Source organism: Anaerostipes butyraticus (genome assembly GCF_016586355.1).
GTDB classification, from domain to species: Bacteria; Bacillota; Clostridia; order Lachnospirales; family Lachnospiraceae; genus Anaerostipes; species Anaerostipes butyraticus.
Window position 1 is genome coordinate 36,109 of sequence record NZ_BLYI01000002.1, and the last position, 16,589, is coordinate 52,697.

The window sequence follows — 16,589 nt, forward strand, 5'->3', positions numbered from 1 at the left end:
TTTATTTACCCATACAAAACTCTGAAAAAATTTCGTTTACAAGATCTTCACTAACAGATTCTCCTATAATGAATCCCAGCTGCTCATAAGCATCCAGGAGATCAATAGAGAAGAAATCCTCCGGCATGCCCTTCTCAATACTGTTCAGTACAAGATTCAGGCTGTCCAGCGCATTTGATACTGCGTTTTTATGCCGGACATTGGTAATATATATTTCATCATTAAATGTCACTTCGCCTCGGAAAAACATTGTATTGATTTTATCATACAGTGCATCCAGTCCTTTTTTCTCTTTTGCTGATATCTCAACAATATTTTCAAAACCTTTGTCTTTCAGATCCTGAGCCTTTACAACCGGTTCCAGATCCGACTTATTCATAAGAGCAATGGTCTGCTTTCCATGGATCAGAACGGAAATCTGTGTATCCTCTGAAGTCAGCGGTACAGAAGTATCTACCACATACAGAATCAGATCTGCCCGTTTCAGAAGTTTTTTGGCTCTGTCAACTCCCATTCGTTCTACCAGATCATCCGTCTCTCTGATTCCCGCAGTATCAATGATATTTAAGGTAATGCCATTGATCTGTATTGACTCTTCCAGGGCGTCTCTCGTTGTTCCTGCAATGTCTGTTACGATTGCCCGGTCTTCTCCAAGAAGCATATTTAGGAGAGATGATTTTCCTGCATTTGGTTTTCCGACAATCACTGTCTGAATTCCTTCCTTCAGAATTCTTCCATTGTCTGCGTGATCCAGAAAATATTTTAATTCTTTCATAATTTCCAGAATCTGCTCTTTCAGTTCATCGGCAAACCCATCAATCGAATAATGTTCGGGGTCATCCAAAGCGGACTCGATAAATGCCACGCTGTGAATGATCTTCTTTCTGATAGATACGATTTTATCTCCCAGAACACCCTGAAGCTGTTTCAGAGATGATTTTAGGGCGAACTCATTTTTGGAATGGATCAAATCCATCACAGCTTCCGCTTCTGACAGATCAATTCTTCCATTCAGGAAAGCACGTTTTGTAAATTCCCCAGGTTCCGCCGGACGGGCTCCTGCTTTTACAACCGCTTCCAGAATTTTTTTCATCACCATGGTTCCGCCATGACAGTTAATTTCCACAACATCTTCCGTTGTATAGGAATGAGGTCCTTTCATGACCAGAACAATACACTCGTCCAGCATCTTATCCCCGTCATATGCATAACCATAATGCGCTGTATAAGATGGAACTTCTTTCATACTTTTCTTTTTCTTTGCCTTAAATACTTTTTCTATAATTTCCAGGGAATCATCCCCGCTGATTCTTATAATTCCGATGCTGCTGTTTGTCATCGGAGTTGCAATTGCTGCAATTGTATCTGTTTTCATTTTCACATCCTCAAAAAAAGCTGCCTAAACAAGGCAGCCTTTCATTCTTATTTTTTAAGCATAACAACAACTTTACGGTAAGGGTCTTTTCCCTCACTCTTTGTGATAACATCCGGATCCCTCTGAAGGGCAGAATGAATAATCCTTCTTTCGTTCGGATTCATAGGCTCAAGATAAATTGGTTTTTTATTCTTCTTTACTTTGTAAGCAATGCTTCCTGCCAGTTTCTCTAAAGTCTGCTGTCTTCTTTCCCTATAATTTTCAGTATCCAGTTTAATCTTAATGTAAGATTCACTTTTCTTATTAACGAACAGGCTGGTCAGATACTGCAGTGCATCCAACGTCTGTCCGTGTTTTCCGATCAACGCTCCCATCTTTTCTCCGGAAACATTGATATTTAAAACATTGTCCCTGCGGTTATAATACAGGTTCAATTTTGGATTCAGTCCCATTGCTCTTAGAACTTCATCCAGATATTTTTCTGTACTCCGGGTAATCTCATCAAGATTTTCCGGAACCTTACTCTTTTTCTTTTCTTTTTGAACAGAAGCGTCTTTCTGTTTTGGAGCCGGTTTCTTATTCTGAGTATTATTCTTTTTCTCCGGCTTCTTTTCCCGCTTCTTTTCTTCTTTTTTCGTTTGCTTTTGCGGCTTTGCAGGTGCCGGCTTCTCCTGCTTCTCAGCCACAGGCTCTTTCACCTTTTCCTTTATTTCAATAATTGCCGGTTTCCTGAATAGTCCAAAAAAACCATTACTTCCTGGATCAATGACTTCATAATCAAGGTCGGTACTTGGAATTCCTAATTCCATTGCGGCATTCATGACTGCATCTGATTCAGTTTTTCCAGTAAATCTCCTAGATGACATGTTATTTACCTCCCTTTTTCCGGTTCAGTGCATTCGCTTTGGATGCAATTCCTCCTTTAGAATTTCCGGTGTAAGCCACATTTTTTGTGGATTTCACGTTTGCGCTCTTCTTAATGTCACCGCCCTGTGTCTGCTGCTGTGCAGATGCTCCCAGCATCCTTTCATACATAGAAGGACCTTTTTTCTTTTTCTTCTTCGCTGCTTTTTCACGGCTCTTGGCAATGATCTTATCCATATCCGCATGATTATAATATGCATGGAACATCATCTGCTGAATCCACTGGAACAATGCGCTGGCCGTCCAGTAAACACCTAATGCTACCGGCAGAGACAAACACATAAACAATGACATAAGAGGCATTGTATACATCATACTCTTCGTCATTCCAGCACCTGGCGTATTCTCATCCATCTGTGATGTAGACATTGATGTCTTCGCACTCAGAAACTGGAAGATAAATGAAAGGATCGGAACGATCAGCAATGGACTGATTCTGAATCCAGGAGTTGCATTAATATCAATTCCGGTTCCTGGAATCAACTCATAAATATTTGCATGTGTTTTAATATCTGCGGCAATCTGAGGAATATATAATTCCACAGCACGCACAACATAATACAGAGACATGATAATTGGAAACTGGATCAGAGTTGTAGCGCAGCCTCCGGTCGGACTGGTTCCATACTTATCATATACCTTCTGCATCTCTTCCTGCTGCTTCATCATAGAAGCCTGATCTCTTTTATTTCTGTATTTCTTCGTAATCTTGTTGATCTCCGGCTGTGCTACCTGGTTGATCTTTAAAGATCTCTGCTGCTTCATAGTAAGAGGCAGAATAATAATCTTTGAAATCAATGTAAACAGAATAATACACAAGCCGACATTATAAATTCCTATAGAAGATAATCCGACATAGATTCCTTCCATAATCCATCCAAAAACTCTTACAATAGGAGATAATATGCCTCCCGTGCTCACACTCTGAGCTTGCGACAACAACATCATTTTTCGTACCTTTTTCCTTTCCTTACTTCCGGAACAGGATCATATCCACCCTTGGAAAAGGGGTTGCATCTTAAAATACGATAAACTGCCAAAAGGCTTCCTTTTATAACTCCGTGCTTTTCCAAAGCTTCAATGGCATATTCCGAACAAGTTGGAACATAAATACATGTTCCTCTTCCCTTTAATTTCGATAAATGTTTCCTATAAAACTGAATGATTGCAATTAATATCTTTTTCAACTTCATCAACTCTTTTTAAATGGTGCAGACCTGCCAGATGCATAAATGCGCTTTCCATTTTATGATAATCAATATCTTTTGCCGTATTTCTTGCAACTATTACAATATCGTAACCATTCTTCAATTTTTCCTGATTTAATCGGTAACTTTCTCGAATCAATCGTGTCACACGATGTCTTACTACGCTGTTTCCAACTTTCTTGCTGACTGAAATCCCTAATCGATTGTATCCAAAAGAATTCTTTTTATAATAGAATACCAGATATTTATTAGCTTTCGATCTTCCTGTGCGGTAAACCAGCTGGAAATCCATCGTTTTCCTTAATGAATGATAATGCTTCATAATCTCTTCCTTATTAATAGAGAAAAGAAAAGGCCACATCTCTGCGACCTAAGCTGATAATCTATTTCTTCCTTTTGCTCTTCTGCTCTTAAGAACTTTTCTTCCGTTAGCAGTACTCATTCTTTTTCTGAATCCATGCACCTTAGATCTCTGTCTTTTCTTCGGCTGAAATGTCATTTTCATCTTCCAACACCTCCTTAACTCTCATTATTATACAAATACGTATCTCTATCCGCTTTTACGCACACAAAAAATACGTTTTTTTAAAGAACATCAAACCTATTATAGACAAAGGCTCATAGGAATGTCAAGCAAATAATTCGTTTTTTTCAGATAAATACGTGCACCCATAGATATTGTGGATGTTGAAAATGTTATCCACAATTTGTGGGTAACATGTGCATAACTTGATGATAAAATGTGAATATAATCTTCATTTTTTTACCAGAACTCTGATTTTTCCTTGCTTTTCGGCATGTGCAGAGTGTGGAATGAGTTATCCACACCCTGTGACCAACTATCCACATAATTTTTCAATCCTGTGGAAACAATCATTGAAAAAAAAACAATTTTGTTATACTATAAACATAGTGCACCCATATGCACTTTTATAAAAATTTGTAGAAAGGGATCTGGATTATTCATGAAAAATAACATTGAAAACATCTGGGACGATGTACTCATTAAACTGGAACAGGAACACGATGTCTCCAGCGCAGCCATCAATGCCTGGATCAAACCTCTTCATATTGAAGATGTTCAAAATAACAATATTATTCTATCTCTGGATGCAAAATATGGAGAACGAGGCATTCAGTTTATTAAAAAGAAGATGTATGACTTCTACATTTCTCTGGCGATACAGGATTTAACGGGAAAAAAATATGATATTATATTTGAACTCGAGAAAGACGGCGCTTCCGAGAAATCTTCCACAAAAGAACCTGTACAGGATGATAATAATCTGAATCCCCGCTATACTTTCGATACATTCGTCATCGGAGATAACAATCAAATGGCTCATGCAGCCAGCATTGCGGTTGCCGAAGCTCCGGCTGAAGCCTACAATCCTTTATTTTTATACGGCGGCGCCGGACTCGGAAAGACTCATCTGATGCACTCCATTGCTCACTACATCATAGAACATGACAGTAATCTGAATGTTTTGTATGTGACCAGTGAAGATTTTACAAACGAAGTCATTAATTCCATCCAGCACAAAAAGCAGGAAGAGCTTCGAAATAAATACCGCAGTATTGATGTGCTGCTGGTCGATGATATTCAGTTTATTATAGGAAAAGACAGCACTCAGCAGGAATTTTTCCATACATTTAACGCTCTTTATAACTCAAAAAAACAAATTATACTTTCTTCAGATAAGCCGCCAAAAGATCTGGATGTCCTGGAAGAAAGGCTTCGCAGCCGGTTCAGCTGGGGCCTGACAGTAGATATCCAGCCGCCGGATTATGAGACAAAGATAGCAATTCTGCGCAAACGGGCCGAATTGGATCATATTTATATTGATGATGAAATTTTTGACTACATAGCCACACACATCAAATCCAATATCCGTGATCTGGAAGGCGCTTTAAATAAGATTAAAGTATATTCCAAATTAAATAAACAGCCGATTGATCTGGAACTGTCAAAGATAGCTCTCCAGGATCTGATTGATAATAAAAGCAAACAGAAAATCACACCTGAACTGATCCTGAAAACCGTGGCAGAGCATTACAATATTCAGACAAGTGATATTATTTCCAAAAAACGAAGCCACGACATTGCCTATCCTAGACAGATCTGTATGTATCTCTGCAAAAAACTTACAGATACTTCTCTTGTGAAAATTGGGGAGGTTATCGGCAAAAGAGATCACTCTACGGTCATACACGGAGTAGAAAAAATTGAGAAAGATTTAAAGAAAGACTCAAATTTACAGAATATTATAGATGTAATTACGAAAAAGATGGAATAAAGGCAAGTTATCCACAAATTCTGTGGATAACTTGTGGATATCCTGTGAATTGCTAATTTTCCCCATTTTTGAAATGTTGATAACTTTGGGCTTATCCCCCGGCTATTCTGCCCTTTTTCACAATTTATCAACCTGAAAAAACCTTCAAAACCTTTATATTCAGCGATTTTTTAAGGTTATCCCCATATTCACACCTACTACGGCTAAGACTACGACTGTTAATTATTTATTTAAACCAACTTCACACCGAAAGGAGTTATTCACATTTATGAAAATCATATGTAAAAAAAGTGATTTAGTTCATGGAGTCAGTATTGTTTCCAAAGCTGTTTCAAACAAAACGACTCTTCCTATTCTTGAATGTATTTTAATAGAAGCCGAGGCTGGAACCATCACTTTTACAGCGAACGATATGGAACTTGGCATAGAAACAATCATTGAAGGAAACATCATTGAACAAGGAAAAATAGCTTTAGATGCCAAGTTATTTTCAGAAATTGTCCGAAAACTTCCGGATAACGATGTAACAATACAGACAGATCAGGATTTTAAAGCAATCATTACTTGTGAAAAAGCCTGTTTTCATATTATTGGCCAGGAAGGAACAGAATTTCCTTATCTTCCTGAAATTGAAAAAGAACAGAGCATTACATTATCTCAGTTTTCATTAAAAGAAATTATCAGACAGACAATTTTTTCCATTTCAGATAATGATAATGCGAAACTTATGACAGGTGAGCTGTTTGAAGTGAAAGACAATCAGCTGAGCGTAGTTTCGTTAGACGGCCACCGCATTTCCATTCGAAAGCTTGAATTGAAAGGGAATTATGACGATTTCAAGGTTGTCGTTCCAGGAAAGACACTTCAGGAGATTGTTAAAATAATATCAGGCGAAACAGAAGATGAAGTTTCCATTTATGTAACTGCGAAACATATCTTATTTGAATTTGATAATACAAAAGTTGTCTCAAGACTGCTGGAAGGGGAATATTATAAGATAAGCCAGATGCTGTCCAGTGACTATGAGACTAAGGTTGTGATTAATAAAAAAGAATTTCTGAATTGTATTGATCGTGCGAGCCTTCTGATCCGGGAATCCGATAAGAAACCAATTATCATTAATATTACGGATCATTCTCTGGAACTGAGTATTTCTTCATTTTTTGGATCTATGGAAGAAAATATCATGATCCAGAAGGAAGGACGGGATCTTTTGATTGGTTTTAATCCAAAATTCCTGATGGATGTCCTTCGGGTTATTGATGATGAAGAAATCCATATTTACTTTGTAAATCCAAAAGCACCATGTTTTATCAGGGATGATGCCGGAACATATACGTATCTGATTCTTCCTGTTAACTTTAACCACTAGAGAGGCGTTATAGTATGAATGAGTTTAAAATCAAAGATGATCATATTAAATTAGGACAGGTTCTGAAAGCAGCCGGACTGGTTGGGTCCGGTGTTGAGGCCAAGATTGTGATTCAGGAGGGCCAGGTTAAGGTAGACGGTGAAGTGGATACCAGACGGGGCCGGAAACTGTTCGGAGGAGAGATTGTTTCCTTCGAAGGTGAAGAGATTCGTATCGTGAAATAGTTGGGAGAATTATGTTTATCAAGTCTTTAGAATTAAAGAATTATAGAAATTATGATGAACTATCTATGGATTTTTCCAGCGGGACAAATCTTCTGTATGGCGACAACGCTCAGGGAAAGACCAATATCCTGGAATCAATTTATCTGGCAGCTACAACGAAATCCCACCGGGGAAGCAAAGACCGGGAGATGATACAGTTTCATGCTGATGAGGCGCATATCCGGCTTCAGTATCAAAAACAGGGGATTATCCATCAGCTGGATATGCATCTGAAGAAGAACCGAGCCAAAGGAGCAGCGATTGACCGGATTCCAATACGACGTTCCAGTGATCTTCTGGGACAGATTCCGGTCATCTTTTTTTCACCGGAAGATTTAAAGATCATTAAAAACGGTCCAAGTGAACGCAGGAAGTTCATGGATCTTGAATTATCACAATTGGAGAGTTTATACTTATATTATTTATCAAAATATAATAAAATATTAATGCAGAGGAATAATCTGTTAAAACAGATCAGATTTCAGGAAAATCTGATCGACACTTTGGAAGCGTGGGATATCCAGCTGGTAAAATACGGGTCTGAGATCATTCGTTACCGGCAGGAGTTTATCCGGCATCTGAATCCTATCATATGCAGCATTCACAGACGTCTTACGGGACAGCAGGAAGAGATGAAGATTGAATATGAGAACAGTGCGGCATATGATACATTTTTGACGGAATTAACAAAAAAGAGAAAGGTTGATCTTAAATATGCTACAACCAATATCGGACCTCACAGAGACGATATTAAGTTTTTGGTAAATGACATAGATATCCGCAGATTTGGATCACAGGGACAGCAGAGAACAGCGGCTCTGTCTTTGAAACTGGCTCAGATCCAGCTGGTGAAAGAAGTCCTGAAGGATTCACCTATCCTTCTTCTGGACGATGTACTGTCGGAATTAGACAGTCACCGTAAGGTATATCTGCTGGAAGGAATTAAAGATATCCAGACATTTATTACCTGTACTGGATTGGATGAGTTTATTGATCAGCATTTGCCAATTCAGCGTATGTTTCAGATCAAAGCAGGAAAAATTGTAAAACAGAATTAGGAGGAAACTATGGGTACACAAAAAGAAGGGGAATATGGCGCAGATCAGATTCAGATTCTGGAAGGTCTGGAAGCTGTGCGTAAAAGGCCTGGGATGTACATTGGAAGTACGTCTGAAAAAGGACTGCATCATCTGGTATACGAGATTGTTGATAATGCGGTCGATGAGTCCCTGGCTGGATTCTGTGATACTATCTTTGTGACATTGAACAAAGATGGATCGGTAACCGTAAAAGATAATGGCCGAGGCATTCCTGTGGGAATTAATAAAAAGAAGGGTGTATCCAGCGTTGAAGTCGTGTTTACGATACTTCATGCCGGCGGAAAATTCGGCGGCGGAGGATATAAGGTATCCGGAGGCCTGCACGGAGTGGGCTCTTCTGTGGTAAATGCCTTGTCCAGCTGGCTGGAAGTTAATGTAGCGAAGGAAGGACATATTTATAATCAGCGGTATGAGAAGGGAAAGGTATGTTATCCTTTGAAAGTTGTAGGAGATACTGATCAGACCGGGACAACGGTTACTTTTATGCCGGATGATACGATTTTTGAGACGGTTGAGTTTGATTATAAGACATTAAGGAGGAGACTCAGAGAGACCGCCTTTTTGACGAAAAATTTGAAGATCATCCTTGCGGATGAAAGAGAGGAGGAACGCGTAGAAGAGACGTTCCACTATGAAGGCGGAATCAAGGAATTTGTCACATATCTGAATAAAGGGAAAGAAAGTCTCTATGACCAGGTAATTTATTGTGAAGGAGAGAAGGACGGCGTCTATGTGGAAGTCGCCATGCAGCATAATGACTCTTATAATGAGACGTCACTGAGTTTTGTAAATAATATTATTACACCGGAAGGTGGAACACATTTATCTGGATTTAAGAATGCGCTGACCTCTTCATTTAACGATTATGCAAGGAAAAATAATCTGTTAAAAGAAAAAGAGGATAACCTGTCAGGGGAAGATATCCGCGAAGGTCTGACTTCGGTCATCAGTGTTAAGATAGGCGAGCCTCAGTTTGAAGGGCAGACAAAACAGAAACTTGGAAACAGTGAGGCAAGAGGAGCCGTCAATAGTGTCGTATCTGAGCAGCTGACATATTTTCTGGAACAGAATCCACAGGTTGCAAAAGTAATCTGTGAGAAAGCGGTTCTGGCTCAGAGGGCAAGGGATGCTGCCAGAAAAGCAAGAGATCTTACGAGAAGGAAAACTGCTCTGGATGGAATGAGTCTTCCGGGAAAACTGGCGGATTGTTCCGACAAAAATCCGGAAAACTGCGAAATCTATATTGTTGAGGGAGATTCTGCGGGAGGTTCTGCAAAAACTGCGAGATCCAGAGCAACGCAGGCGATTCTTCCTCTTCGCGGAAAGATTTTGAATGTAGAAAAAGCAAGGCTGGATAAAGTTTTGGTCAATAAGGAAATACAGGCAATGATTACAGCCTTTGGAACCGGAATCCACGATGATTTTGATATCAGCAAACTGCGTTATCACAAGATCATTATCATGACAGATGCCGATGTGGATGGAGCGCATATCGCGACGCTGCTGCTTACGTTCCTGTATCGTTTTATGCCGGAACTGATCAAGCAGGGCTATGTATATCTGGCACAGCCGCCGCTGTACCGGATCGAAAAGAATAAGAAATACTGGTATGCTTACAGTGATGAAGAACTGAATCAGGTTTTGGAAGAAATCGGAAGAGACAATAATAATAAAATCCAGAGATACAAAGGTCTGGGAGAGATGGATGCAGAACAGCTGTGGGATACGACAATGGATCCGGAAAAACGAATTCTCCTGAGAGTAAATCTGGATGAAGACTCCGCTTCAGAAATCGATCTGACATTTACAACACTGATGGGAGATCAGGTTGAGCCAAGGAGAGAGTTTATTGAAGCAAATGCGAAGTATGTAAAGAATCTTGATATTTAGGAAGGAAGAAGAAAATGGATGAAAATACAATTTTTGATAAAGTTCATGACATAGATCTGAAAGAGACCATGGAAAATTCTTATATTGATTATGCCATGAGCGTTATTGCCTCCAGAGCTCTTCCGGATGTAAGAGACGGTCTGAAGCCGGTACAAAGAAGAATCCTTTATGCAATGATCGAACTGAACAATGGTCCGGATAAGCCTCATCGTAAATGTGCCCGTATTGTCGGTGATACAATGGGTAAATATCATCCTCACGGTGACAGCTCTATTTACGGAGCGCTGGTTAACATGGCTCAGGACTGGTCTACAAGGTATCCTTTGGTTGACGGACATGGAAACTTCGGCTCCGTTGATGGTGACGGCGCAGCGGCCATGCGTTACACAGAGGCAAGATTAAGCCGGATCTCCATGGAACTTCTGGCTGATATTAACAAAAATACAGTAGATTTTATTCCGAACTTTGATGAAACAGAAAAAGAACCATCTGTACTTCCGTCAAGATTTCCGAATCTTCTTGTGAATGGAACACAGGGAATTGCAGTTGGAATGGCAACCAATATACCTCCTCATAACCTGAAGGAAGTCATCAATGCAGTCATTAAGATCATAGATAACCGGGTTGAGGAAGACAGGGAAACGGAAATCGAAGAGATTCTGGATATTGTGAAAGGACCGGATTTCCCGACAGGAGCAACAATCCTTGGAAAAGGCGGAATTAATCAGGCTTACCGCACAGGAAGAGGAAAGATCAAAGTGCGTGCCGTAACGGATATTGAGCCGATGGCCAATGGAAAGCAGAGGATTATCGTAACGGAACTGCCATATATGGTAAACAAAGCAAGACTGATCGAAAAGATAGCTGCTCTGGTAAGAGAAAAGAAAATCGAGGGAATCACAGAGCTGAGAGACGAATCTGACCGCAGTGGAATGAGGATCTGCATAGAGCTGAAGAGAGACGCCAATGCCAACGTCATTTTAAATCAGCTGTTTAAGCATACACAGCTTCAGGATACGTTTGGTGTGATTATGCTTGCTCTGGTGAACAATGAGCCGAAGGTCCTGAATCTTTTGGAAATGCTCGGCTATTATCTGAAGCACCAGGAAGATGTAGTAACACGGAGAACAAAGTACGAGCTGAACAAGGCGGAAGAGCGGGCGCATATTTTGGAAGGTCTGCTGATCGCCCAGGATCATATTGATGAAGTCATTAAGATCATAAGGGAAGCCGCTAATATCCAGTCTGCAAAAGAACAGTTGATGGAACGTTTTGGACTTACAGATGCTCAGGCTCAGGCAATTGTGGATATGCGTCTGAGAGCTCTTAATGGATTGGAACGCGCCAAGCTGGAAAAAGAATATAATGAACTGATGGTACGCATCAATGAATTAAAAGCAATTCTTGCAGATGAAAAGGTGCTTCTGGGAGTGATTAAAGATGAACTGACACTTATACGTGATAAATATGGAGATGAAAGAAGAACACAAATTGGATTTGACGTAGATGATATTTCCATGGAAGATTTGATTCCGAAAGAAAATGCAGTCATTACTATGACAAAATTAGGTTATATCAAGCGTATGACGGTAGATAATTTTAAGAGTCAGAATCGTGGCGGAAAAGGCATCAAAGGAATGCAGACGATCGATCAGGATTATATCGAAGAACTGTTTATGACGACGACACATCACTATATTATGTTCTTTACCGATACCGGAAGAGTTTACAGACTGAAGGCATATGAAATACCGGAAAGCAGCCGTACAGCGCGGGGAAATGCAATTGTGAATCTGCTTCAGCTTCAGTCGGGAGAAAAGATAACGGCAGTTATTCCTGTGGAAACATATGAAGAAGGCAAATATATCATGATGGCAACAAAGAGCGGAGTTGTGAAGAAGTCATCTGTTATGGATTTTGCAAATATCAGAAAGACAGGGCTTGCAGCAATTACTCTGAAAGACGATGATGAGCTGATTGAGGTGAAGATCACGGATAATACCAAAGATATTTTCCTTGTGACGAAAAACGGACAGTGTATACGTTTTCATGAGACAGATGTCAGGTGTATGGGAAGAACAGCGATGGGAGTCCGTGGAATCAATCTTGCCGGAGATGATGAGGTAGTCGGCATGCAGCTGGATTCCCAGGGAGAAGATCTGCTGATTGTTTCAGCCAAAGGACTTGGAAAACGTACGAAGATGGAAGAGTTTACACCGCAGCATCGCGGCGGAAAAGGTGTGAAATGTTACAAGATCACAGAAAAAACAGGCGATGTTGTTGGAGTCAAGGCTGTCAATGAATATAATGAGATTATGATGATCACCACGGAAGGAATTATCATCCGGACCAAAGTTGATGGAATATCAGAGCTGGGAAGGAATACATCCGGAGTGAAAGTTATGAATGTTGATGAAAATGTTCAGGTGGCCAGCATTGCAAAGGTACGCAGTGAGGAAGTAGAAGAAGAGTCAGAAGAAAAAGAATAGAATGAAATCAGAAATTGGAGCACAGGTTTATTGTCTGTGCTCCAATTTCGTTATATAATAAAAAAAGAAAACTACGCCAGAGAAAATAAGGTCGGAGGAATTTGTATGAAAAAAACGAGATCAAAGATTATTATCATTGTCTGCATTTTGATCGCTGCTGTCATTGGTGTTTTCTTTTTTAGAAATGCATCTCAGATTCGGGCGGCAGAAAAAGATCTGGAAGAAAGCCAGACACGTTTTGGAAAGTGCTATCTGTACGATCATGAAGATGAATATAATCGTCTGGTAGGGCAATGTCAGTCAGCAATTAATCAAAAAGATCTGAATGCGGCGAAGAAAGCGCAGACAGAGCTGGATGATCTGGAAAAAGAAGTTGTAGCGGAGAATAAAGAAAAGGCTGACGCTTATTTTAAGGAGTTAAAAGAGAGTGATACATCCAAAGCATATGACAGTGAATTAAAAAAGATTGACAGTTATGAGAATGAACTGGAATCCTGTATTCAGAAAAATGATTTTAAGTCAGCTGACGATGTTAAAAAGGAATGGCAGAAATTATTAGCAGAGATTCAGATTGAATATGATAATCTGGACATCCAGGTGGTGCAGGTAGACACATCAGATTATCCGAAAGTAAAGATATATTTGGATATCAGAGATAAGACTACAGATGAAGTTCCATCTGGTTTGAAAAAAGGATATTTCTGTCTGGAAGAAAAAACAGGAAGCAGTGAATTTGAGCGTAAGACCATTACAGATGCAGCGCAGCTGGATCAGAAAGAGGCATTAAATATCAATATGGTTGCGGATGTCAGTGCAAGTATGAACGGAACTCCGCTGACAAAAGCAAAGAGTATCATGAATAATTTTCTGGATAGTGTCCAGTTTAACATTGGAGATAAGGTAGAACTGACAACATTTTCTACCGGAGTGCAGCAGGCAGTGGAATTTACGGATGACAAGACTGCCATCAGCCAGAAGATTTCTGGTCTTACTACAGACAATATGACGAGCCTTTACGACGCCTTATTTGCTGCAGTTAATACAACGGCAGTTCAGGATGGTGCGAAATGTGTTGTTGCGTTTACTGACGGAAAGGACAATTACAGTCAGTGCAGCGCGAGTGATGTGATTGAAGTTGCCAAAAAATATAAAATTCCGGTTTTTATCATAGGAATCGGAAGTACAATCAATACAAGTGAACTCCAGAGAATTGGTACTGAGACCAATGGATTCTATAGAAATATTAACAGTATTGATAATATGGCAGACATTTATCAGGAAATTTACCGGCAGCAGAAAGAAATGTACATGGTAGAGTACAATACGGAAGGACAGAACAAATCAACGTCCCGCCAGATTATGATTGAATACCAGGATCGAAAAATCGGAGGAAAAGAGTATTCCTCTTATGATCCGGATACATTAATGTCTGCCACAGGGTCTACGACAGGACTCAGTGAGCCGGAAAAAGTAATGCATGAATACCTGAATGGATTTGTAAAAGCAATTAATGAGCATAATTTCAGTTACATTGAAAAATATCTGGTAAAAGGCGGAGCGGTTTATAACGAAACCAAGGATTATATTAAAAAAGATATCAAAGAAGAACTGCTTTCCTGCAGCTTCCTTGATGTCAGCTATCCGACAAGTGATTCCTGTATCGTGCATATGCAGGAAACTTATAAAATACAGAATACTAAAGAACCATTGCATATGAGAACAATTGAGAGCTATTACAAACTTTTGAAACAAAGCGACGGAAGCTGGAAGATTGATTCTTACCCTCAGAGTATGAAAGTAGTCAAAAAAATAAAATATTAGAAATGTGGAGGCGGTTATGAGAACGATTCATACAGACGAAATTATTAAAAACATTAAAGAAATGTGTATGGAGGCGAATCTCTATCTTACAGACGATATGAAGCAAAGGCTGAAAAAGGCCGGAGAAGAAGAGACCAGCGTTCTTGGCAGACAGATTCTTGGACAGCTTCAGGAAAATATGGAGATTGCGGACGCGGATCAGATTCCGATCTGCCAGGATACCGGAATGGCAATTGTTTTTTTAAACATTGGCCAGGATGTTCATATTGAAGGAATGGCATTAAAGGATGCAGTCAATGAAGGTGTCAGACAGGGATATGCCGAAGGATATCTCCGGAAGTCGATTGTAAAAGATCCTTTGATAAGAGAGAATACGAAAGATAATACTCCGGCAGTCATCCATATTGATATTGTGCCGGGAGAAGACGTAGAAATTACAGTCGCTCCAAAAGGATTTGGAAGTGAGAATATGAGCAGGATTTTTATGCTCAAGCCGGCAGATGGCGTCGAAGGAATTAAAAAGTCTGTGCTGGAAGCAGTAAGAGACGCAGGTCCCAATGCCTGTCCGCCCATGGTCATCGGAGTGGGATTAGGAGGAAGTTTTGAAAAAGCAGCCCTCTTGGCCAAAAAAGCACTTACCAGAAATCTGGATCAGGAATCAGAATATCCTCATATTGCAAAATTAGAGAAAGAATTATTGGAAGAGGTCAATGATCTGGGAATCGGGCCGGGAGGATTTGGCGGTAATACAACAGCTTTAGGGCTGAATATAGAGACATATCCGACTCATATTGCAGGAATGCCTTTGGCAGTTAATATTTGCTGTCATGTAAACAGGCATGCTCACAGAGTGTTATAAAGGGAGGCATATTATGGAAAAACATTTGAATGTTCCGGCAGATCCAAAACAGTTAACGCAGTTAGAAGCAGGAGATTATGTTTATTTGACCGGAACTATTTACACAGCCAGGGATGCGGCGCATAAAAGAATGTATGATGGCCTGAATCAGGGAGAAGCATTGCCGGTCGATTTGAAGGATCAGTTTGTATATTATTTGGGACCGACACCGGCCAAAGAGGGACAGGTCATTGGTTCTGCGGGACCTACAACCAGCAGCCGTATGGATAAGTATACGCCGCTTTTGTTAGATAAAGGATTAAAAGGAATGATTGGGAAAGGAAAACGGTCTCCGGAAGTAATCGACAGTATGATCAAGAATGGAGCTGTATATTTTGCTGCTGTAGGAGGAGCCGGGGCTCTGCTTTCAAAATGTATCAAAGAATCAGAGGTTATTGCGTACGATGATCTGGGAACAGAAGCAGTACGGAAACTCAGAGTAGAAAATTTTCCAGTCATCGTCGTGATTGACAGTAAAGGCCGGAATCTGTATGAGACTGCTGTGAATGATTTTAAAAATGGAAAATAAACAGAAAAAGAGATTAGAAGTGAATTCTAGTCTCTTTTTCATATTAGAAAATCATGGATCTGAATAAGAAAAAAATATGATTATTTTTATGGAAAATCTATTGACAAAATTCATGGGGTTTGATAAGATATTCAAGCGTTGTAATTGACGTAATGCAATATATGAATAATATTTAGGCATTTGCAGAAGTACTCAAGTGGCTGAAGAGGCGCCCCTGCTAAGGGTGTAGGTCGTTCACGCGGCGCGAGGGTTCAAATCCCTCCTTCTGCGTTTTAAATCTTTCGAAATGAAAGATTTAATTTTTTTTGAAAAAAGTGTTGACAAACACAAAAGGCTATGATATGTTTAAATAGTTGCGTCTCTAAGAGAGACAAAAACAGATCATCGAAAAGATAAAAAAGAACAAAAAAGTGCTTGACAAAG

At 39.8% G+C, this 16,589-nt stretch carries 15 protein-coding genes and 1 tRNA gene; 10 read left to right on the plus strand and 6 right to left on the minus strand.

Annotated features, from left to right (window positions below):
- Position 1: 1 nt before the first annotated feature.
- From mnmE to rpmH, 6 genes are all read right to left on the minus strand, one after another.
- The gene (gene mnmE, locus JMF81_RS00205; RefSeq protein WP_201309512.1) at positions 2-1,375 is read right to left on the minus strand and encodes a tRNA uridine-5-carboxymethylaminomethyl(34) synthesis GTPase MnmE; all 1,374 of its coding nucleotides are present in this window, start codon (positions 1,373-1,375) and stop codon (positions 2-4) included.
- 47 nt (positions 1,376-1,422) lie between these two features.
- The gene (jag, locus tag JMF81_RS00210) at positions 1,423-2,241 is read right to left on the minus strand and encodes an RNA-binding cell elongation regulator Jag/EloR (protein ID WP_201309513.1); all 819 of its coding nucleotides are present in this window, start codon (positions 2,239-2,241) and stop codon (positions 1,423-1,425) included.
- A 1-nt stretch (position 2,242) separates the two neighbouring features.
- Positions 2,243-3,169 carry a YidC/Oxa1 family membrane protein insertase gene (locus tag JMF81_RS00215; RefSeq protein WP_243282490.1) on the minus strand — a complete coding sequence of 309 codons (927 nt, stop codon included), beginning with the start codon at positions 3,167-3,169 and terminating at the stop codon, positions 2,243-2,245.
- A gap of 74 nt (positions 3,170-3,243) precedes the next feature.
- Positions 3,244-3,486 (minus strand): membrane protein insertion efficiency factor YidD, encoded by a 243-nt coding sequence (yidD, locus tag JMF81_RS00220; protein WP_201309515.1) that lies wholly within the window; start codon positions 3,484-3,486, stop codon positions 3,244-3,246.
- Entirely contained in the window at positions 3,449-3,829 is a 381-nt protein-coding gene (gene rnpA, locus JMF81_RS00225) for a ribonuclease P protein component (RefSeq protein ID WP_201309516.1), read from the minus strand. The genes yidD and rnpA overlap by 38 nt, the downstream gene beginning before the upstream one ends.
- 48 nt (positions 3,830-3,877) lie before the next feature.
- The gene (gene rpmH / locus JMF81_RS00230) at positions 3,878-4,012 is read right to left on the minus strand and encodes a 50S ribosomal protein L34 (protein ID WP_008392981.1); all 135 of its coding nucleotides are present in this window, start codon (positions 4,010-4,012) and stop codon (positions 3,878-3,880) included.
- A 460-nt stretch (positions 4,013-4,472) separates the two neighbouring features.
- On the opposite strand from rpmH, the gene dnaA reads away from it, so the two are divergent.
- The 10 genes from dnaA to JMF81_RS00280 all read left to right on the plus strand — a co-directional run bounded on the left by dnaA (position 4,473) and on the right by JMF81_RS00280 (position 16,436).
- Complete coding sequence (gene dnaA, locus JMF81_RS00235) at positions 4,473-5,804, plus strand: chromosomal replication initiator protein DnaA (RefSeq protein ID WP_201309517.1); 1,332 nt, start codon at positions 4,473-4,475, stop codon at positions 5,802-5,804.
- A gap of 268 nt (positions 5,805-6,072) precedes the next feature.
- Positions 6,073-7,176, plus strand: a complete 1,104-nt coding sequence (gene dnaN, locus JMF81_RS00240) for a DNA polymerase III subunit beta (RefSeq protein WP_201309518.1) — start codon at positions 6,073-6,075, stop codon at positions 7,174-7,176.
- Between the two features lie 14 nt (positions 7,177-7,190).
- Positions 7,191-7,400: an RNA-binding S4 domain-containing protein gene (locus JMF81_RS00245; RefSeq protein ID WP_201309519.1), complete on the plus strand. Its 210-nt coding sequence runs from the start codon at positions 7,191-7,193 to the stop codon at positions 7,398-7,400.
- Positions 7,401-7,411: 11 nt separating this feature from the next.
- On the plus strand, positions 7,412-8,497 hold the full coding sequence (gene recF / locus JMF81_RS00250; RefSeq protein WP_201309520.1) for a DNA replication/repair protein RecF: 1,086 nt from the start codon (positions 7,412-7,414) through the stop codon (positions 8,495-8,497).
- A gap of 9 nt (positions 8,498-8,506) precedes the next feature.
- Positions 8,507-10,429, plus strand: a complete 1,923-nt coding sequence (gene gyrB, locus JMF81_RS00255; RefSeq protein ID WP_201309521.1) for a DNA topoisomerase (ATP-hydrolyzing) subunit B — start codon at positions 8,507-8,509, stop codon at positions 10,427-10,429.
- 14 nt (positions 10,430-10,443) lie between these two features.
- Complete coding sequence (gene gyrA / locus JMF81_RS00260) at positions 10,444-12,918, plus strand: DNA gyrase subunit A (protein WP_201309522.1); 2,475 nt, start codon at positions 10,444-10,446, stop codon at positions 12,916-12,918.
- 105 nt (positions 12,919-13,023) lie between these two features.
- Positions 13,024-14,739 (plus strand): vWA domain-containing protein, encoded by a 1,716-nt coding sequence (locus tag JMF81_RS00265; RefSeq protein ID WP_201309523.1) that lies wholly within the window; start codon positions 13,024-13,026, stop codon positions 14,737-14,739.
- A 16-nt stretch (positions 14,740-14,755) separates the two neighbouring features.
- Positions 14,756-15,598: a fumarate hydratase gene (locus tag JMF81_RS00270; RefSeq protein ID WP_201309524.1), complete on the plus strand. Its 843-nt coding sequence runs from the start codon at positions 14,756-14,758 to the stop codon at positions 15,596-15,598.
- A gap of 13 nt (positions 15,599-15,611) precedes the next feature.
- A complete protein-coding gene (locus JMF81_RS00275) occupies positions 15,612-16,166 on the plus strand; it encodes a Fe-S-containing hydro-lyase (RefSeq protein ID WP_201309525.1) in 555 nt (184 codons plus the stop codon).
- 182 nt (positions 16,167-16,348) lie between these two features.
- Positions 16,349-16,436: transfer RNA gene (locus JMF81_RS00280), tRNA-Ser, on the plus strand.
- The last annotated feature ends 153 nt before the right edge of the window (positions 16,437-16,589 follow it).